Source organism: Paenibacillus sp. FSL R7-0216 (assembly GCF_037969915.1).
Lineage (GTDB): Bacteria > Bacillota > Bacilli > Paenibacillales > Paenibacillaceae > Fontibacillus > Fontibacillus rhizolycopersici.
The window spans coordinates 2936742-2955567 of sequence record NZ_CP150222.1 but is presented as its reverse complement, the minus strand read 5'-3'; the positions used below and the strand labels follow the sequence as shown (position 1 = coordinate 2955567).

17 protein-coding genes and 1 tRNA gene are annotated in these 18826 nt (G+C 51.5%); 16 read left to right on the top strand and 2 right to left on the bottom strand.

Annotated elements, in window-relative coordinates; all coding sequences use genetic code 11:
* Positions 1 to 23 precede the first annotated feature (23 nt).
* The 6 genes from MKZ15_RS13370 (at position 24) to MKZ15_RS13345 (ending at position 5335) form a co-directional block, all read left to right on the top strand.
* Positions 24 to 1238, top strand: a complete 1215-nt coding sequence (locus MKZ15_RS13370) for a branched-chain amino acid ABC transporter substrate-binding protein (RefSeq protein WP_213622876.1) — start codon at positions 24 to 26, stop codon at positions 1236 to 1238.
* Between the two features lie 37 nt (positions 1239 to 1275).
* Positions 1276 to 2259, top strand: coding sequence for a branched-chain amino acid ABC transporter permease (locus MKZ15_RS13365; protein ID WP_213622877.1), 984 nt, complete (start codon positions 1276 to 1278; stop codon positions 2257 to 2259).
* Positions 2260 to 2269: 10 nt separating this feature from the next.
* Positions 2270 to 3565, top strand: a complete 1296-nt coding sequence (locus MKZ15_RS13360; protein WP_213622878.1) for a branched-chain amino acid ABC transporter permease — start codon at positions 2270 to 2272, stop codon at positions 3563 to 3565.
* On the top strand, positions 3562 to 4362 hold the full coding sequence (locus tag MKZ15_RS13355; protein ID WP_213622879.1) for an ABC transporter ATP-binding protein: 801 nt from the start codon (positions 3562 to 3564) through the stop codon (positions 4360 to 4362). Before MKZ15_RS13360 ends, MKZ15_RS13355 begins: the two co-directional genes overlap by 4 nt.
* A complete protein-coding gene (locus MKZ15_RS13350) occupies positions 4359 to 5063 on the top strand; it encodes an ABC transporter ATP-binding protein (protein WP_155608498.1) in 705 nt (234 codons plus the stop codon). Before MKZ15_RS13355 ends, MKZ15_RS13350 begins: the two co-directional genes overlap by 4 nt.
* A gap of 134 nt (positions 5064 to 5197) precedes the next feature.
* The gene (locus MKZ15_RS13345) at positions 5198 to 5335 is read left to right on the top strand and encodes a hypothetical protein (RefSeq protein ID WP_204801153.1); all 138 of its coding nucleotides are present in this window, start codon (positions 5198 to 5200) and stop codon (positions 5333 to 5335) included.
* Positions 5336 to 5498: 163 nt separating this feature from the next.
* Here MKZ15_RS13345 and MKZ15_RS13340 read toward each other — a convergent pair whose 3' ends face one another.
* Complete coding sequence (locus MKZ15_RS13340) at positions 5499 to 6089, bottom strand: hypothetical protein (RefSeq protein ID WP_167521293.1); 591 nt, start codon at positions 6087 to 6089, stop codon at positions 5499 to 5501.
* Positions 6090 to 6302: 213 nt separating this feature from the next.
* On the opposite strand from MKZ15_RS13340, the gene MKZ15_RS13335 reads away from it, so the two are divergent.
* From MKZ15_RS13335 to MKZ15_RS13295, 9 genes are all read left to right on the top strand, one after another.
* A complete protein-coding gene (locus MKZ15_RS13335; protein WP_339816498.1) occupies positions 6303 to 7967 on the top strand; it encodes a response regulator in 1665 nt (554 codons plus the stop codon).
* Positions 7964 to 9754: a sensor histidine kinase gene (locus tag MKZ15_RS13330; RefSeq protein ID WP_155608494.1), complete on the top strand. Its 1791-nt coding sequence runs from the start codon at positions 7964 to 7966 to the stop codon at positions 9752 to 9754. Before MKZ15_RS13335 ends, MKZ15_RS13330 begins: the two co-directional genes overlap by 4 nt.
* Entirely contained in the window at positions 9751 to 10740 is a 990-nt protein-coding gene (locus MKZ15_RS13325; RefSeq protein WP_193416056.1) for a substrate-binding domain-containing protein, read from the top strand. Before MKZ15_RS13330 ends, MKZ15_RS13325 begins: the two co-directional genes overlap by 4 nt.
* 268 nt (positions 10741 to 11008) lie before the next feature.
* Positions 11009 to 12046 carry a galactose ABC transporter substrate-binding protein gene (locus tag MKZ15_RS13320; RefSeq protein ID WP_155608492.1) on the top strand — a complete coding sequence of 346 codons (1038 nt, stop codon included), beginning with the start codon at positions 11009 to 11011 and terminating at the stop codon, positions 12044 to 12046.
* A 169-nt stretch (positions 12047 to 12215) separates the two neighbouring features.
* Positions 12216 to 13721 carry a sugar ABC transporter ATP-binding protein gene (locus tag MKZ15_RS13315; protein WP_193416057.1) on the top strand — a complete coding sequence of 502 codons (1506 nt, stop codon included), beginning with the start codon at positions 12216 to 12218 and terminating at the stop codon, positions 13719 to 13721.
* A gap of 23 nt (positions 13722 to 13744) precedes the next feature.
* Entirely contained in the window at positions 13745 to 14755 is a 1011-nt protein-coding gene (mglC, locus tag MKZ15_RS13310) for a galactose/methyl galactoside ABC transporter permease MglC (protein WP_155608490.1), read from the top strand.
* Positions 14756 to 14893: 138 nt separating this feature from the next.
* Positions 14894 to 15430 carry a CAP domain-containing protein gene (locus MKZ15_RS13305; protein WP_193416058.1) on the top strand — a complete coding sequence of 179 codons (537 nt, stop codon included), beginning with the start codon at positions 14894 to 14896 and terminating at the stop codon, positions 15428 to 15430.
* A 960-nt stretch (positions 15431 to 16390) separates the two neighbouring features.
* The gene (locus MKZ15_RS13300; RefSeq protein ID WP_155608488.1) at positions 16391 to 17062 is read left to right on the top strand and encodes a PspA/IM30 family protein; all 672 of its coding nucleotides are present in this window, start codon (positions 16391 to 16393) and stop codon (positions 17060 to 17062) included.
* 33 nt (positions 17063 to 17095) lie between these two features.
* A complete protein-coding gene (locus MKZ15_RS13295) occupies positions 17096 to 17602 on the top strand; it encodes a DUF4178 domain-containing protein (protein ID WP_339816497.1) in 507 nt (168 codons plus the stop codon).
* 135 nt (positions 17603 to 17737) lie between these two features.
* On the opposite strand, the gene MKZ15_RS13290 is transcribed toward MKZ15_RS13295, so the two are convergent.
* Positions 17738 to 17810, bottom strand: a tRNA-Lys gene (locus MKZ15_RS13290).
* 177 nt (positions 17811 to 17987) lie between these two features.
* On the opposite strand from MKZ15_RS13290, the gene MKZ15_RS13285 reads away from it, so the two are divergent.
* On the top strand, positions 17988 to 18791 hold the full coding sequence (locus tag MKZ15_RS13285) for a GDSL-type esterase/lipase family protein (RefSeq protein ID WP_339816496.1): 804 nt from the start codon (positions 17988 to 17990) through the stop codon (positions 18789 to 18791).
* Positions 18792 to 18826 lie beyond the last annotated feature (35 nt).

The following is an 18826-nucleotide window of genomic DNA, read 5'->3' as shown; positions in this document are numbered from 1 at the left end:
ATGTCCATTTTAGGAGGATGCGTATGAAGGGCAAAAAAAGCTATGTTTGGCTTATCAGCACTTTTCTAATCATGGGGTTACTCTCGGCATGCAATTCGTCCGGCAACACTTCGAAACCTGCGGATGGCAATGCCGCCGCATCCGGAGGCGAACTGACGGTCATCAAGATTGCTTCGCAATCCCCGTTATCCGGGGGCTCGGCGATTCAAGGGGAATCGATTAAGCTCGGAGGGCAGATGGCGCTGGAGGAGCGTCAAGCGGAATTTAAGGAATTGGGATTTGACTTGCAATTCGTGCCTTACGACGATCAAGGCGATTCAAAGAAAGGTGTCGCCAACTCCGAACTGATCGGCGCCGACCAAGCGGTATTGGCGGTACTGGGACATCTAAACTCGGGGGTATCGATTCCAAGCTCGGTCGTATACGAGAAATACGGGATTCCGATGGTCTCCCCGGCCAGCACGGCAACCGACTTCACCGACCGGAAGCTGAAAGCGGCCAACCGGATCGTTGCCCGCGACGATTTCCAGGGACCGGCGGGCGCCGAATATGCCGTGAAAACCGTGGGAGCGAAAAATATATTCGTCATCCAGGATAAAACGGCTTATGGGCAGGGGCTGGCCGACGCTTTCCGCAGCGCAGCCGAAGAGCTGGGGGCGACCATCGCCGGTTACGAGGGCATTACGGTTGGGGAGAAGGATTTTAACGGCGTACTGAACCAGGTGCTCAGCAAGAAGCCGGATTTTATTTTCTTCGGCGGGATGTATGCGGAGGCGGGACTGATCGTCAAACAGGCGCGCGAGAAAGGCATCACGGTGCCGATCATGGGCGGAGACGCGCTGGATTCCTCGGGCATGGTCGACATCGCCGGCGACAAGCTGACGGAAGTTGCCTACAGCTCCGTGTCTACGGACGTCACGAAATCCAACAAGGAATGGGCGGATAAGTATAAAGCCAAGTTCGGCAAATCCGTCGAGAACTACTCCGCTTATGCCTATGATTCGATGAATGTCATCTTAAACGCGGTGGAAAAAGCGATCGAGGGCAATGGCGGCAAGCTTCCGACTCGCGAACAGGTCCGTGATGCGGTCCGAGCTACGACCGACTTCGAGGGCATCGCCACGAAAGTCAGCTTTGACGACAAAGGCGATAATGAATACGCCAAGGTTTTCATTTATAAATTCGATTCGCCAACCTACCCTGGCACGATGGTTTCGGAGATCGAACAGCCGAAGTAATGAACTCTCGGCAATAACGCAGAAGGGATAAGGACTTATGGATATGATCCTGCAAACCCTCCCTCAAGTATTGGTGGACGGATTAACTTTGGGTGCCGTCTACGCGGTGGTGGCCATCGGTTACACGATGGTCTACGGCATTCTCGAATTCATTAATTTCGCGCATGGAGAAATATTTATGACCGGCGCGTTCGTAGGCACCGCAGCCTTGCTGACGATGAACTCGGCAGGTTGGCTGACCGGGCTGCCTGCCGGACTCGCCTACTTCCTCATCCTGGCGACGGCGATGCTGTCAACCGGGATGCTGGGGATCGGGATCGAGCGGGTGGCCTATCGGCCGCTCCGCCGAGCTCCGAAGCTGATCTCGCTGATCTCGGCGATCGGAGTGTCCTTCCTGCTGCAGGATATCGTACGGTTTATCGCGGATATCCGTACCGGGAATTTTATCGTTACCGGCATCTCGTTGTACGGCGATAACCTGAAGCTCGGTGCTTCATCCTTATGGAGCGGGTTTGACGACGCATTTCTTAAGACGAATACGATCATCGTTGTGACGGTGGCTGTCGTACTCATGGTGGGTCTCGACTTTTTCGTGAACCGCACCAAATGGGGAACCGCCATGCGGGCCGTAGCCCAGGATCGGGAAACGGCGTCGTTGATGTCGATTAACGTGAATAAAGTGATTGCTTTGACTTTCTTTATTGGGTCGGCGCTAGGCGGCGGGACCGGCGTCCTGTTCGCCCAGCAGTATGGAACCATCGACCCGTATATCGGGTTTATCTTAGGGATGAAAGCCTTCACCGCTGCGGTCCTCGGCGGCATTGGCAATATCCGGGGCGCCATGTTCGGCGGGTTGTTTATCGGCGTATTGGAGATGTTCTCCTCAGCCAACCTGTCGGCCATAACGGGGGGCGTGTTAGGCGGGGAATATAAAGACGTCGTCGCTTTTCTGATCCTAATCGCGGTGCTGATTTTCAAGCCGGAAGGCTTATTCGGCAAGGCCGTGAAAGAGAAGGTGTAGGTGATCTGCCATGAATCAACTGAAGCTCTGGTTGGGGCGAAGCCCATTCGCACAAGCTTTGTTATTAACGTTGTTTATCTTGGTCGCGGCAGCTGGCGTGTATTTCTCGGATAAGTCGGTCATCTCCTTTCTGCTCTTACTTGGCTCCTTGCTACTCTTGTATTTAACGACCTTCCGAACCTCGATCAAATGGGGGATCGGAGCGGTGCTGCTGCTTGCGGTGATCCCGTTTGCTACTTCGGGTGGTCCGGCCCATCAGTCGTACATGGAGGTAGCCACGCAGTGCGGCATTTACATCGCCATGGCGCTAGGTCTTAACATCGTGGTCGGATTCGCTGGACTGCTTGACCTCGGTTTCGTTGCCTTCTTTGCGGTAGGGGCTTATACGTACGCCATCTTTGCCACACCGCAGGCGAACGAATTTATCTCCGGTCACTGGTTTCCGCTACCTGGGGGCGCGTTTTGGATCTTTATCGTGCTTGGCGGGTTTATGGCTGCATTGTTCGGGCTCTTACTCGGTTTGCCGGTACTTCGGGTCAAGGGCGACTATTTGGCCATCGTCACGTTGGGGTTCGGAGAAATCATCCGCATCATCTTTAACAATCTGGATAAACCGGTGAACATCACGAACGGGGCGATGGGGTTGTCTTCGATTCGGCCTCCGAGCTTGTTTGGCCTCTCCTTCACGTTTCCGAACCAGTTTTATTTCATCGTTATTTTTATTCTGGCAATCGTCATTTTTAGCGTCAAACGCTTGGAGTATTCCCGGCTTGGACGGGCATGGAAGGCGATACGGGAGAACGAGATCGCCGCGCAATCGATGGGTATCCCGCTCATTCGAACCAAATTGACCGCTTTTGCCATCGGTGCTTCATTTTCAGGCATGATGGGGGTGGTTTTTGCCGCGAAGCAAACGTTTATCGATCCGACCAGCTTTACATTGCTCGAATCGATTACGATTCTGGTCATGGTGCTGCTTGGCGGGATGGGCAGCGTACCCGGCGTCATTCTCGGCGCGGCTTTGGTGACGATCCTGAATCTGCAGGTGCTCACCGAGCTTACCAATTGGCTAAATCAGTTGACTCTGCAGGGAATCATTCATATCCCTAATTCGATCTCGCCTTCCAAAATGCAGCGACTCATCTTTGGCGCGATCCTGGTGCTCGTTGCTATCTTCAGGCCAAATGGCCTGATCACAGCCAAGAACAAGAGGGTGGATGCCGAGCGGCTAAAGGAGCAACGTTTGGGCAAAGCATTATCCGTCTTGCCGCCGGCGAAACAACAAAGAAGAGGTGTAGGTCAATGACGATTCTGAAGGTCAATAAGCTGGTCAAACGCTTCGGCGGATTAACGGCGGTTGGAGGCGTTGACTTTGCGTTCCCGCGCGGCAAGATTTCCGCCGTGATCGGTCCTAACGGGGCCGGGAAAACGACGTTTTTTAACATGATTACCGGCATTTATACTCCGGACGAAGGTGCGATTGAACTGGATGGAACGTCCATCGTTGGCGTCAAACCCCATCAGATCGTGAGCCTGGGAATTGCCCGGACGTTCCAGAACATTCGCCTGTTCGGCAGCATGACCGTGCTGGAAAACGTCATGGTGGGCATGCACATCCATCTGAAGACGGGGATCATCGGCACACTGCTCTCGCTGCCGACTGCCCGACATGAGGAAGAGTTGGTGCATCGAGAGGCATACCGTTTATTGGAGTTCGTCGGTTTGCAAGCGTTGTTGAACGAACAAGCGTCCAACCTGCCTTACGGCGCTCAGCGGCGGCTCGAGATCGCCCGGGCGCTGGCGGCGAAGCCTAAGGTGCTGCTGCTGGACGAACCGGCAGCCGGGATGAATCCGCGCGAGACGACTGAATTGATCGGCCTGATTCGGCGAATTCAGAAGGAAACCGGAATGACCATCATCCTGATCGAGCATGACATGAAGCTCGTGATGGAGTTATCCGAGCACATTCTTGTCCTGGATTACGGGACGAAAATTGCAGAAGGCGGACCTGACCATATCCGTGCACATCCGAAAGTGATTGAAGCGTACCTGGGCAAAAGCGCTGTCCAAGGAGAAGCGGTTCGGCTTGAGGTGATTTCATGAGTTTGCTGGAGCTGCGAGAGGTACACGCTTATTACGGAGCGATTGAAGCGCTTAAAGGCGTTACCCTGACGGTGGAGGCTGGGGAGATCGTGTCGCTGATCGGTTCGAATGGGGCCGGGAAGTCCACTACGCTTAAGGCGATTTGCGGACAGGTGAACATGACCGGCACCATCCGCTTCAACGACACCGAAATGTCAAACTTACCTCCGCACCGGGCGGCGTTGGAAGGGATCGCGCATGTGCCGGAAGGACGACGGATCTTCCCGCGGTTGACGGTGAAGGAAAATTTGGAGATGGGTGCTTTTTCGGTGAGCGACAAAAAGAAGATTAAGCAGCGGATGGAGAGGGTGTTCGACCATTTTCCGCGGCTGCGGGAACGGTTGGCGCAAACGGGCGGAACGATGAGCGGCGGGGAGCAGCAAATGCTGGCCATCGGTCGGGCGATGATGATGCAGCCGAAAATACTGCTACTGGACGAACCCTCGATGGGGCTCGCGCCGATTATCGTTGAGCAAATTTTCGAAATTATTCAACAGCTGAACCGTGAGGGGATGACCGTGCTGCTTGTGGAGCAAAATGCCTATCAAGCCTTGCAAATTGCCCACCGCGGCTACGTGATGCAAACCGGTGAAATCTTGATGGAAGACGCGGCTGATTTGCTGCTCGCCAACGAGCAGGTCAAGGAAGCTTATTTAGCTTAGCGGAAGCATCCTTAAAGGGACTCCAATCGCAGGATAGGCCTAGGCCTATCCTTTTATATGGGATAATATACAGATATGACCATTCATCATGACGCCGGCAAACCGTTCAATTATTTGCGGATGAAATGGAGAAGGTGGGTAAAACCGTAAAGCTTGTGGTGTACCCGAATGGTCAGCATGGATTAGAGGATAAGTACATCGAGCAGAGAAATCAAGAAATCGTGCAGTGGCTGCAGCAATATGGTGCGCCAAAACCTTTTATCGTTGAATAATTGTCCGACTCAAAACAATTTAGCGCCACAAAATCACCTTATCCGCCTGAAAATCACGACCAACAGCAGAATAGGGTGATTTTAAAATAGCGCTATTCCCACCAAATAAGGTGAAAACATAGCGCTATTTGGTCATGCTCAATCCGACAGTGGTTAATCAAAATTAATTCGCCGCATAATACCGGCTTTGCTCATACGCCACTGCGGACCGACGTGAATAGCAGTATAACTCGCGGTAGGTTTCAAGGCGTCCGCGGAATTCGAGTTGGAGCTGCGAGCAACCGCAGAGATCGGACGGGGTAGTTAATCCTGCGGATTTATCCAGCAGTTTGACCCCGGCTTCTTGAAACACCCGGCTGACGAACTGAGAGCAGAAGTAGGAGTTCTCTCCGCCAAGCTCCATGTTTAAGATCACGCCCAACAGGCCTATGAAGTTATATTTATACAGTTCACCGTTGTCCTCAAAGGTTTTTACGAAATTTCTCATGCGCATGTAGTTCTCCGCACTAACCTTGCAGCTATACACGGCGCAGGTCGCCTTTTCGAATACCCCGCAGTGAATGTCCTCCTTGACGAAGCCGCCGAAGATCGGAATCACGGGGTGTTTGCGCCCGAAGCTATACACTTCTCGCAGCTCAGGATCAAAGGCGACGGAGGCATGATTGTAAGGAGCGCGGGTATATAATCCGATCGCTTTAGCGACCAACGTCTTCGGATTGCTTAATAGAATATAGATTTTCATCTCATTGTTCATAAATTCGACCACCATTTAGAGTTGATGATAGTTCTTTAGGATAATATCATGGTACTTGTTTTATGGGAATCCCAAAACGGACCGAAGACGGAAAACAAACTGGACTAAGGTCTTGGATCCTTCCATCAGCTCCGAATGATCCGCAATTTACTTTTGCGGACCGATACGATAAAATCGGGGGGAAATCAGGGTATAGAAGAGGATGGTCCATCGATGTATAAGTTGATATTGGCCGATGACGAAGAGGACGTACGGGAGGGCTTGCTGAGTCTGATCGACTGGGAAAGTCTCGGTTATACCGTCATGGAGACGGCAGAGAACGGCAAGGAAGCGGCCGAGCTGGTGGAGAAGCATGCGCCGGACGTTGTGGTAACAGATATACAAATGCCGTTCATGAACGGCTTGCAGCTTTCCGAGTGGATTCGTGAACAATACCCGGCCACGAAGATCATTATTTTGACCGGATACGAGGAGTTCGAATATGCGCAGAAAGCCATTCGACTGGGCATCGACGAATATGTGTTGAAACCGTTTTCGGCGAGAGAATTGGCCGAGATTTTAACGAAGGTGAAAATGCAGATAGATGAAGAGGTGGCCGCGAAGGAAAACGTGCAGCTACTGACGGAGCATTACCGTAAAAATCTGCCAATCCTGCAGAGCCTGTTTTTGTCTTCCCTGGTGTCTCGCCGGTTGCAGGAAACAGAGATCCATGAGAAATGCGAGCATTATGACCTGGATCTGAGCGGCGAACGTTATCAAGTCTCCGTGATCGGAATCGATTCTACGGCGGTCCGTCGGGAATCATCTGGGAGCGGCGAACCCGGGAATCGGCAGGCGTCGGTCTCCTTGAAGGATACAAACGATACGCAGTTACAGCTGTTTGCCGTATATAACATTGCCGAGGAGATGGTCCGGCTTCATTCCGGAGACCGGGCATTTATCCATCATGATGAGGTTGTGGTGCTCAGCATAGCAGAGCCTAGCATGGAGGATCAACTCGCAGACCGAACACTACAGTTATTGGAAGAAATCCGTTTTAGCGTGGAGCGTTTCCTTAAACTAACGGTGACGATTGGCGCCGGCTCTGAGGTGGAGCAACTGAGTGAACTCGCCGGCTCTTATGAAGAGGCCGTCAAAGCGCTGGATTACCGCGTGATTCTCGGTGGCAATAAAGTGATCTGGATCGAGGACGTGGAATCACGGCAGTACGTTCCGTTATCTATGGACGAGCTAAGGGAGAAAGAGTTGGTCCGCTGCCTGAAGGTTGGCAGCGACCAAGAGTTGACTGACTTATTGGAGGAACTGTTCTCGGCTTTAGCTGATAGTAAGGCGTCTTATCAGGATTTTCAGGTGTATTTGCTGGAAATGTTGACCTCGGTGATCAAGGTCGCCAAGGACGTACACGTTGACCTCGACAAATTATTTGGTGAGGGAGCCGGATTTCTAGGTCAGTTCATCAAGTTCTCGCATGCGGAAGAAGCTAAGACCTGGTTCCTGGATGTCTGTATGAAGCTGAAGCATTCCATCGCCTCCGATCGGCAATCGAGCTACAACAAGTTGGTAGATGAAGCGAAGGATTACATCATGACGCATTACGGGGACAATGACATCTCCATCGCCAGAGTATGCCAGCATCTGCATATCAGTACCGGATACTTCAGCAACATTTTCAAGAAGGAGACGAAAACGACCTTCGTCAATTATTTGATGGGCGTGCGGATGGATGCGGCACAGGACCTGCTGGCTACAACTGACTTGAAAGCATTTGAAATCGCCGAACGCGTTGGGTTTGCCGATCCCAACTATTTCAGTTTTTGCTTCCGTAAGAAATACGGCATTTCTCCGAAAGAATATCGCACTGGAGCCAGAAGCTCATGAGATTGTGGCGTTCCGTCAAACGAATGGCTCAAGGTTTCCATGTGCGCAACATTCAAGTACTGATATCCTTGTCATCGATTGCCGTTACGGTACTTGCGGTCGTATTGGTCAGCACCTTGCTGTTCAACCGCTTCTCCCAAGCCGCGGAAGAGAATGCCTATTTAAGCTTAGAGCAAATCATTGAACAGGTTCATTCCAACCTGGAGCTATATGTTAGCGGAATGCAGGATATTTTTGACCTTGTGGAGCAAAAAATTGCCGTAGTCCCCGATCTGCCCACCAACGATCAACTGGGGGAGCAACTGGAGACCGTGCTCAGTACGCGCGAGGATCTGGTTTCGATGGCGTTGTTTACGGAGGATGGGAAGCTGGTGCGTAACATGCCGTCCATTCCGATGCGGCAAAATACACGGCTGCAGGAGCAGTTATGGTTCGAATCCGCAATGGAAAATCCGGGGGAACTGCAATTTACCCCGCCTCACATTCAGAACTTGTTTAAGTGGCAGTATCGCTGGGTCGTCTCGATGAGCAAAACCGTGACCTACCGGGACCAAGGGAAGCTGAAGCAAGGCGTGCTGGTCATTGACATCAACTTCCGTACCATTGATGAGCTTAGCGGTCGAATCAGCTTGGGCAAAAAAGGTTACGTGTACATTATCGACGAGGTAGGGAATATCGTCTACCATCCACAGCAACAGCTGATTTATGCAGGATTGAAGTACGAAAATCTGGAGCCGGTGCTGAATTATGCATACGGTCGTTATTTCGACGAGTCAGACGGGGAGCAGCGAATCATTACGATTCAGACGGTCAAACCGGCCGAGTGGAAAATCGTCGGGGTGGCCTACGCAGACGAGTTCTTGACGACAAAAAGGGAGGTCGGCGATTTCCTGTCCTGGTTCTTGCCCCTCGTAATCGCGATCATCCTGGTCATCAGCATTTATGTATCGGCCCGGATCTCCCAGCCGATTCGCAAGCTGGAGCGCTCCGTTCAAATGGTGGAACGCGGGGACTTCGGGACGAATGTCTATGTTAGCGGCGCTTATGAAGTCGAACAGCTGTCTAAGCGGTTCAATCTAATGCTGCGCCGGATTCGTGAGTTGATGGATCAAATCATCCAGGAACAGGAAGCCAAACGCAAAAGCGAGCTTGACGTGCTGCAGTCGCAGATCAATCCTCATTTCCTCTATAACACGTTGAACTCGGTCACAAGGCTGGCTGAGCTCGGACGAAACGAAGAGGTTGTTACGACGATAACGTCGCTGTCGCGGTTTTTCCGGATCAGCTTAAGCAAGGGGAACCACGTCATTAGCGTGCAGGACGAGTTGGAGCATGTGCGCCATTATTTGATCATCCAAACGATCCGGTTCAAGAACAAGTTTCGCTATGAGATTAGCGCAGATGAAGACGCATTGAAGTGCTCAACCTTAAAGCTGATCTTGCAACCGCTCGTCGAGAACGCGATCCATCACGGGATCGAAAAATCGGCCGAAGAGGGATTCATTCGGGTGGAGGCCCGTTTGGAAGGCGATAAGCTCGTCTTTCGTATCCGCGATAACGGAATCGGGATGTCTCCGGAAACGGTCGAGAAGCTCATTAGCGGGGCTATCCGAAGTGAAAGTGGGTCGGGCGTCGGTGTTCGTAACGTACAGGAGCGAATTACGCTCTATTATGGCGCGAGCTATGGACTTCATTTTGATAGCGAACCGGAAGAAGGGACAACGGTGACGATTACGATCCCGGCCGTGCGGCCGGAAAGTTCGGAAGAAGGCGGGAGGGAGTCATGAAGCGATTGCCGAAGTACGTGAATCTGGCTTGCCTGCTGTTATCCTCCATCCTGCTGATCGTTTTGCTGTCCTCCTGCGGCCGCTCCGGTGGAGGGGGAGACAACAAGCAGGTTATCGACGTGGACATGATCGTCAAGATGGATCGCGGCGATTACTGGAAGACAACCAAGCTGGGGGCGGAGGTTGCGGCCAAAGAGTATAACGTGCGGTTGAATTTCCTGGCGCCGGAGAACGAAAACGACGTCGAAGGGCAAATCCAGCTGATGGAGGGGGCGATTAAGCGGCGTCCCGATGCCATCATTTTGGCGGCTTCCGACTATGAAGCGTTGGGGCAGGTGACAGACCGAACATCCTATTACGACATTCCGGTCATTTCGATGGATTCGGAAGTGGCCTCGACCAAGGTGAAGACCTTCGTCGGTACCAATAACTACGAAGCCGGCCAGAAAGCCGCCGAACGGTTGGTTGAACTGACCGGACCGGAAAGTGAAATCGGAATCATGAATTTCGTCCAGGGCGCTCGAAACGCGAACCAACGGGAGGAAGGATTCCTGGACTACATCGCCCGGTTTCCCGGCGTGCATGTCGTCGATATTCAATACTGCGGTTCGGACGAGAAACTCGCTTATAACCTGACGGCCGATATGCTGAAGCGGTTCCCGGATCTGGACGGCATCGTGTCGCTCAGTGCCGAATCTTCGATTGGCGCAGGTCGGGCCGTCGATGAGCTCGGCTACGGCGGAAAAGTGAAAATGATCGCTTTTGATAATCCGCCGGAAATGCTTGAGCTGCTTCAGGAGGAGAAGGTGCAGGCGATGGTTGTACAGAACCCGTTTAACAATGGTTACATGGCCGTAGCCGCTGCCGTCCAGGCTGCCCGAGGCGAGAAGCTGCAGGATCGGATTCCAACGGATACGAAGCTGATCGACCTGAACAATATGCTATGGCCGGAAAACCAGAAACTGCTGTTCCCGTTCGTGAAGTAAAGACAGCGGTTGACCGAGCCTTTCTTTCTCTAGTTGAAGTTCAAACGAGCAAACAGCAAGTGGGATCCGGATCGTCCGGACGGCTTGCTGTTTTGCCGTTTTGCTAACGTACCGAAGAAACGAACTATAAATTCTCAAAGGGACATCATCAGAATTTTGATAGAAACATCTTAGAATTTTGGATTCGCATTCCGTCGAAAACCATGCATAATGAAAACGTATCCAAGAGGATAACTCACAGAAATACATTTTTCAGGAGGTCAAAGATATGAAGAAGTTGACGACAGTCATGCTGGCCGCAGCAATGCTCGGTGCGACAATGGTAGGTTGCTCCAACGGCGGCGACAAAGAGAGCAGCGGAGGAAATGGAGGATCCACTCCAAGCGTAGGCGTGGCCATTTACAAATTTGACGATACGTTCATGACGGGCGTTCGGAACTCCATCGAGAAGAACGCGGACGGGATTGCAAAAGTGGATGTCGTAGACAGCCAAAACTCCCAACCGACCCAAAACGATAAAATCGACTTGTTCTTGACGAAGAAAACAAACGCGCTGATCGTTAACCCGGTTGACCGTACGGCGGCAGGCGTAATTATCGACAAAGCCCAAGCCAAAGATACGCCGGTTGTGTTCCTGAACCGCGAACCTTTGCCGGAAGATATGAAGAAATGGGATAAAGTTTACTACGTTGGTGCGAAAGCCGAAGAATCCGGTACGTTATCCGGACAAATCGTAGTTGACTACTGGAAAGCAAATCCGGAAGCGGACAAAAACGGCGACGGCGTATTGCAATACGTGATGCTGAAAGGCGAACCTGGACACCAAGATGCTGAGCTGCGTACGCAATATTCGATCCAAGCGATTGAAGAAGCTGGCATCAAAGTTGAAAAAGTAGCCGAAGACACCGCAATGTGGGACCGCGTAAAAGGCCAAGAGAAAATGGCGGCCTTCCTGGCTGCAAACGGCGACAAAATCGAAGCCGTGCTTGCAAACAATGATGACATGGCTCTCGGCGCAATCGAAGCTTTGAAAGCGGCCGGATACTTCACAGGCGACAAATACATGCCGGTTGTAGGGGTTGACGCTACGGCACCAGCACTTCAAGCGCTGGAACAAGGCACGATGCTGGGTACGGTATTGAATGACGCTGAAAACCAAGGGAAAGCAGCAGTTACTTTGGCTTCCTTGCTGGCAAAAGGCGAAGCGATCAGCAAAGACAGCGTTGGTTTCGAAATTACCGACAACCAATATGTTTGGATCCCTTACCAAAAAGTAACGAAGGATAACGCTGCTGACTTTAAATAAGAGCACGGCTAGCAGGTAATCAGCAGGACTTCTCAACATTCGCAAAGACTAAATGGGAGGTTCGATGCCGAAGGGTACGGACCTCCCGGTTTTTTCGCAGGGATAGGAATACCGGAGGAAATCATGCTGTGCCTCTAAAGCGAAAGAAATGATCAGGGGGCGAAAAACAATGTCTGAATTCATGCTCGAAATGAAGGGCATCACCAAGGAGTTTCCCGGCGTCAAAGCGCTGGATGGCGTAACGCTGCAGGTTAGACCTGGTACCGTTCATGCGCTGATGGGTGAAAACGGGGCCGGTAAATCAACGCTGATGAAATGCCTGTTCGGAATTTATAAGCCGGACGATGGCGAAATTGTGCTGAATGGTCAGAAAGCGGAAATTAACAATTCCAGCGATGCGCTGAAGCTCGGGGTTTCGATGATTCACCAGGAGCTGCATCCGGTACCTTTCCGCAATGTCATGGAAAATATATGGCTCGGACGTTTCCCTATGCAAGGATGGGGTCCTCTCCGCTTCGTTGACCATAAGAAGATGTACAAGGACACGGAAGAGCTGTTTAAACAGTTAGATATCGATTTAGACCCGGAAACGATTGTCGGTAAGCTGTCCGTTTCGAAGATCCAGTCGATCGAGATCGCCAAAGCGGTATCCTTCAACTCGCAGATTATCGTCATGGACGAACCAACCTCCTCTTTGACAAGCGTAGAGGTCGAGCATCTGTTCCGGATCATCAATGATTTGAAGAAACGCGGCGTGTCGATTATTTATATCTCGCACAAAATGGAGGAAATCCTGCGGATCTCCGACGATGTCACCATCATGCGCGACGGCAAGAAGATTGGCACGTGGCCGGCAGCGGAAATGACCACGGACCTCATTATCTCCAAGATGGTCGGCCGCGATTTAACGCAGCGGTTTCCAGACCGCCACAATGTGCCGAACGGCGTCATTTTAAAGGTGGATAAGCTGACGTCCAGCAACCCGAAATCGTTTAAGGATGTATCGTTTGAGCTGCGTAAAGGGGAAATCCTTGGCGTGGGCGGACTGGTCGGGGCACAGCGCACGGAATTGATCGAAGCGCTGTTCGGCCTCCGGGAAATTCAGTCGGGGACGATCTCGATCGGGGGCAAAGAGGTCAAGATTCGCAGTGCCGGCGAAGCCAAGAAGCACGGGTTAGCCCTACTCACGGAGGAACGCCGCACGACCGGTATTTTCCCGGTATTGTCCGTTCACGAAAATGGGGCGATCGCGAATATGTCCCGTTACGTGACGTCGTTCGGGCTCTTGAATGATCGCAAGAAAAAAGCCGAAGTCAACCAAATGGTTGAGAAGCTACGGACCAAAACGCCGTCCCCGAAGACGTTGATCATGAACCTTTCGGGCGGGAATCAGCAAAAGGTACTGCTTGCGCGCTGGCTTTTGACTGAGCCGGATATTCTGCTCTTAGACGAACCCACACGCGGGATTGACGTTGGGGCAAAATACGAGATTTACTCCATTATTGCGGATTTGGCACAGCAAGGCAAAAGCATCATCATGATTTCATCCGAGATGCCTGAACTGCTTGGGATGTCCGACCGTGTTATGGTTATGTCCGAAGGCCGTCTTACAGGGATTGTGGATGGAGACAAGGCTACGGAAGAAGAAATTATGCGTTTGGCTGCCCAGCACTAAGGTTAGAGAAGGAGGAGAAAATCATGAATACAAAGAAATTACAAAGTTTTGTTAGTGAAAATGCCATTTATATCGTTTTGGCTGTGCTATTAGTCGGCATCGCTGTCTATGAGCCTAGCTTTATTGGCTTGAATACGCTTCGCGATATTTTGATCCAGTCGTCGACACGGGTGATCATCGCCCTCGGCGTGGCCTTTATTCTCATCACGGGCGGTACTGACTTGTCCGCTGGCCGGATGGTTGGTTTGACGGCGGTCGTGTCTGCTTCCATGCTGCAAGAAGTAGATTATGCGCGTCGTTTCTTCCCCAATTTGCCGGAGCTTCCGATGTTTATTCCGGTTCTGATCGCTATTGCAGTGGGCCTGCTCTTTGGTCTGATTAACGGGGTAATCGTTGCTAAATTCAAAGTTCCGCCGTTTATCGCTACTTTGGGTACCATGGTTGCCATTTACGGAATCAACTCGCTGTACTTCGATACCGATCCTAACCAATCCCAGCCTATCGGCGGCCTGCGCGGCGATTTTACGAATCTGCTGGGTTCGGGGAGCATTGGGAAAGGTGATTTCTCCATTCCTTACATTGTCATTATCGCCATCGTCGTCTGCGCCATTGTTTGGGTGATGTTTAACAAAACACGTCTCGGTAAAAACATGTACGCGATTGGCGGCAATGAGCAAGCGGCTAAGGTGTCCGGGATCAACGTATCTAAAAACCTGATCCTCATTTATTCTATCGCAGGCGCTTTGTATGGCTTGGCAGGTGTGATGGAAGCCGCTAGAACCGGCGGCGCAACGAACAACTACGGGAACATGTACGAGCTTGACGCGATCGCAGCCTGCGTCGTCGGCGGCGTTTCCACTACAGGGGGTATCGGTACGGTTCCGGGCATCATGGCCGGGGTGCTGATCTTTACGGTTATCAACTACGGCTTGACCTTCGTTGGTGTAGGTCCTTACTGGCAACAAATCATCAAAGGTGCGATTATCGTTGCTGCCGTAGCATTCGATATGCGTAAATACGCAAGCAAGAAATAAGAAAAGGAATGGCAGGGGGAAGGGCGGCTCATGAGTCGCTCTTTTTCCATTTTTTAAGCAAGCAGAGGCCATCGAAATATGTTAAAATGTGACAAGAAACGGCAAAACGGGGCAAACGGCTGGGAGGAGCTATCCATCATGAAGAAATGGAGTACAAAAATCGGGATGTCCGGGCTGCTGGTTGCGGCTTTGGCATTGGCTTTGACGACGGCGCAAGGAGGCGGATTGGGAACGGACACTGCGCATGCAGCTGCTGTATCTGGAGTTAAGTCGAAGTCGCTAGCAGCAGTCTATGCGCAAATCCAGACGCAAAACGCGTCCAAGGTGGTCGCGCTCGTGAACAAGGAGCGAAAGGACGCCGGGTTAAAACCGCTGATGGTGCATACCAACTTAACGAAGATGGCCAAGACCAAAGCCATCGACATGTTCAAAACCGGGTATTTTAGCCATACGTCACCGAACTACGGCTCCCCCTTCGATATGATGGACTCATCCAACATCACGTATCTCTATGCCGGCGAGAACATCGGCAAAGGCCAGCGTTCCGCCGAGGAAGTGGTCAAGGATTGGATGGACAGCCCTGGCCATAAGGCGAATATCCTCAATCCCAAATACAAGCTGATCGGCGTCGGGTATTATAATGGGTATTGGGTGCAGGAGTTTATCGGGAAATGAGAGCTCGCGTCTTCATGCGAGCATGAAAATATAGAGGAGCCTGGCGTGTAGCCGGGCTCTTTGTTGTAGTTTAGCGGAGTCAGCGGAAGCGAATAACAAGCACGGGCCGCTCTTGTCCGCCGCTTGTCCAACGATGAGATAGAAGGAAGACAAGCGGCTCCCCAATGCGGACGTAAACTCCCTTAGGTTCGTTATTCGCTTTCCTTGGAGCTGAGGAGGCAACTCGCGATTCATCCGCGAGCTTAGGGGCAGATAGAGAGCCATGGCGAATCTGGGCAATGATTCGTCGGGCTCTTTGTTCTAGTTAGTGGAAGTGCGCGATTAGAGGGTGTGCTGATTTTTATCGGACCTGAGAGACGTTATTTGGCTAGAAGCACAAGGCTAAGAACTCTAACGGACCGAGAAGACCTTATTTGCTCCCAATTGGCCGTAGTAGCCTCATTTTGAGGCGAATAACGGCTTCTGGGTCCGTTAAACTGGGAAATAACCGGGAAATGTTTAAATAACGCCTCTACGGTCCGTTAGCGCAAGAGAGCGGAGTCGCGTACGGCGATGGCAAAGACCAGGGTAGAGTAATTGAGTAATAGCCCGGTGAATTAACGATAAGATTCACCGGGCCTCCTACTCCCCCCCTTCACAGATTGGGGGGATTTGAAAGGAGATAAAGAGCGCAAAAGGCCAGAGGGTGAAATGATTCTGAAGAAACTAAAAGCTTTCTGAAAGAAAGCTACTTCGGAAGGAGAGGCTGTGGTCGCCTTTGTGAGAGGATTTCTGCCGTGTTGGAATTTACGATATCAAAGAAATCCGCGAGCGACAGCGATCGTAAGAACATTTCACATGGGGGCCTTTCGGGCTCTTTTTTTAGAAGCTTCCCCAAATCGAGATTTTTATTGAAACCTCCTGAATTCTGCAGCGTAAACATATGCATAATCTGATATTTCAATCGGGAGGAATAAACAAATGTCTATGTTTAAGAGATTACGCGATTTGACGATGTCCAATATCAACGCTTTGATCGACAAAGCGGAAGATCCGATTAAGTTGACCGACCAATATATCCGCGATATGCAAGAAGATCTTGAAGACGCAGAGAAGGCGGTTGCCGCTCAGATTGCCATTGAGAAGAAGTTCAAGGGACTGTACGAAGAACAGGAAGCTTTGGTCGAACGTCGCACACAACAGGCGCACCAAGCGGCCCAAGCGCAAAACGTTGATCTGGCTCGCCGCGCTTTGGAAGAGAAGAAAGCGGCTGAAACGAAAATGGCGGAATACAAGACCAGCTATGACCAGAATAAAGCAGCGGCCGACAATCTTCGGGGTAAGCTTGAGGAAATGCGCAAGCAACTGACGGAGATGAGGAACAAACGCGAAACGCTCGTAGCCCGCTACAATGCGGCGAAAGCGCAGAACGAAATCAACAAGACGATGTCCGGGTTTAATGCGGATTCCGCATCAAGCGGTCTGAAACGTATGGAAGAGAAAATGCTGCAGATGGAAGCCCAAGCTGAAGCAAGCAATGAACTTAGCTCCAAGGGCAAGTCTCTGGACGAAGAATTTGAAGGCTTGAACAAGGACGCTGCAGTGGAAGCGGAATTGGCCGAGTTGATGAAGCAATACGAGGATAAAAAATAGGCGAATCGAACCTAAAGTGAGGCTAGACCGAACATGAGCGTATGGAAAAGAATCGGTAACCTGTTTGCCAAACCGGCACCGCCGATGACAGAGAAGAGCATGCTTGCACTAGCTCCCGGTGACATCTGCGAGGTATCGCTCGTCTCCTACGAAGTGACCGGACGAGTGGGCAATCGCGGCCGTAATGCCGTCGTACTGACGCTACAGGACGGCAGTCGCATCAGTTATCTGCTGGTGGAGGAGCGCGAGACGCTGCAGTATCAGTGGTATCAACCGATTGACGGAAGGTTGGACGATCCAACCGAAGTACCGTCTCAAATGGAGCTGGACGGAACGGAGTATTTTTTGGATGAGGAGTACGGGGGTTACGTGTCCGTGGTTGGCAAAACGCCGTTTCTGCAAGGCGGAGAGCAGCACGTGTGGCAATACCAGTCCGACGACGGCAAGCTGCTGCGTATCGAGTGGCAAAATGGACGGTTTATGTTGTACGAAGGCGTCAAGGTGATTTCAGCCGACGTCAAAGTCATCCGTGCCAACTAATACAGTGTCGGTGGCTGGACCATGACGAGAAGCGCGAGAACGGGGCGACAACCTCGATTCTCGTGCTTTTTTGGCTTCGAAGTGGACAAAAAATAACATCCCCCAAGCTGCCGATGCAGTGGAGGATGCTATAAATGGGTTATGCAGGGGTCGAACCTGCGACCTGCCGATTAAGAGTCGGCTGCTCTACCAGCTAAGCTAATAACCCGCAATGTGAAGTTTTTTCGGAACATGAAATATTATAACTCTGTGACTTACAAAAAGCTAGTCCTTTTTTCGAGAAAATTTGCATCTCTTCACAAGAAGTTTTATGTTATTTACATAAGTTGGAGAGTTTATTGAAGTGAGTGTTAGATGGGACTTAGAACGAACAGGAGGAAGTGGCATGAACAGAACGTCCCGAATCTGGAGATGGGCAGGAATTTCCTCCGCCCTGTCGACCTTGCTGCTGCTGGCTGGCTTCGTTTACGCAGTGTCGGATATTGCGAATCCTTCGGCAGTAGCCGGCAAGCAGGCGGTATCCCCTTCCCGAACGGAACAGGCCGCAAAGGCCGGCGCTTTCGATGTGACCGCTATCGGGGATTCCCTGGCCAAAGGGACCGGGGACGATACGGGGAGCGGATTTGCACGGCGGACGGTTGACTTATTGAATAAAGAAGGCGCAACCTCTAAATTGGTCAACAACCTCGGGATCAATGGGTTAACAACGGAGGAACTCTTGCCGATGCTGGAGGATCCGGGCGTGAAATATGCTTTGCAGCAGGCGGGGATCATCCTGTTGTCCATTGGAGGCAATGATTTGTTCAACGGCACGGAAGAATTGACCTCCGGCGAACAGGTGCCCACCGAAGCCGAAATCGATGCGGCTATCGATAAGAGTTCGGCTGATTTTGGGCAAATCGTCGCGCATATTAAAAAAATCAATGTGCAGGCACTGCTTGTCTACGTTTCTTTATATAACCCATTCAGCGACCTGGAAGGGATGCGGGAAATCGGTAATGATGCGGTGGCTCGGTGGAATGCGATGGCGATGAATGCGCTCGGCCAATATGAAGGTACGTTAGTGGTGCCTACCTATGATTTGTTTATGCAAAACTCGTCCCGCTATCTGTCGAGCGATCATTTTCACCCAAACGGGGACGGCTACCAAGCAATAGCTGAACGAATGGTGCAGGGCATTAAGCGCTAATAAAGGACTTGTTCTGGAGTAAAAATGAAGGAGTG

What these genes read in the sequence shown, in the direction of transcription:
- MKZ15_RS13370 (WP_213622876.1), top strand. Translation starts at nt 24, where the DNA reads ATGAAGGGCAAAAAAAGCTATGTTTGGCTTATCAGCACTTTTCTAATC.
- MKZ15_RS13365 (WP_213622877.1), top strand. Translation starts at nt 1,276, where the DNA reads ATGGATATGATCCTGCAAACCCTCCCTCAAGTATTGGTGGACGGATTA.
- MKZ15_RS13360 (WP_213622878.1), top strand. Translation starts at nt 2,270, where the DNA reads ATGAATCAACTGAAGCTCTGGTTGGGGCGAAGCCCATTCGCACAAGCT.
- MKZ15_RS13355 (WP_213622879.1), top strand. Translation starts at nt 3,562, where the DNA reads ATGACGATTCTGAAGGTCAATAAGCTGGTCAAACGCTTCGGCGGATTA.
- MKZ15_RS13350 (WP_155608498.1), top strand. Translation starts at nt 4,359, where the DNA reads ATGAGTTTGCTGGAGCTGCGAGAGGTACACGCTTATTACGGAGCGATT.
- MKZ15_RS13340 (WP_167521293.1), bottom strand. Translation starts at nt 6,089, where the DNA reads ATGAACAATGAGATGAAAATCTATATTCTATTAAGCAATCCGAAGACG.
- MKZ15_RS13335 (WP_339816498.1), top strand. Translation starts at nt 6,303, where the DNA reads ATGTATAAGTTGATATTGGCCGATGACGAAGAGGACGTACGGGAGGGC.
- MKZ15_RS13330 (WP_155608494.1), top strand. Translation starts at nt 7,964, where the DNA reads ATGAGATTGTGGCGTTCCGTCAAACGAATGGCTCAAGGTTTCCATGTG.
- MKZ15_RS13325 (WP_193416056.1), top strand. Translation starts at nt 9,751, where the DNA reads ATGAAGCGATTGCCGAAGTACGTGAATCTGGCTTGCCTGCTGTTATCC.
- MKZ15_RS13320 (WP_155608492.1), top strand. Translation starts at nt 11,009, where the DNA reads ATGAAGAAGTTGACGACAGTCATGCTGGCCGCAGCAATGCTCGGTGCG.
- MKZ15_RS13315 (WP_193416057.1), top strand. Translation starts at nt 12,216, where the DNA reads ATGTCTGAATTCATGCTCGAAATGAAGGGCATCACCAAGGAGTTTCCC.
- mglC (WP_155608490.1), top strand. Translation starts at nt 13,745, where the DNA reads ATGAATACAAAGAAATTACAAAGTTTTGTTAGTGAAAATGCCATTTAT.
- MKZ15_RS13305 (WP_193416058.1), top strand. Translation starts at nt 14,894, where the DNA reads ATGAAGAAATGGAGTACAAAAATCGGGATGTCCGGGCTGCTGGTTGCG.
- MKZ15_RS13300 (WP_155608488.1), top strand. Translation starts at nt 16,391, where the DNA reads ATGTCTATGTTTAAGAGATTACGCGATTTGACGATGTCCAATATCAAC.
- MKZ15_RS13295 (WP_339816497.1), top strand. Translation starts at nt 17,096, where the DNA reads ATGAGCGTATGGAAAAGAATCGGTAACCTGTTTGCCAAACCGGCACCG.
- MKZ15_RS13285 (WP_339816496.1), top strand. Translation starts at nt 17,988, where the DNA reads ATGAACAGAACGTCCCGAATCTGGAGATGGGCAGGAATTTCCTCCGCC.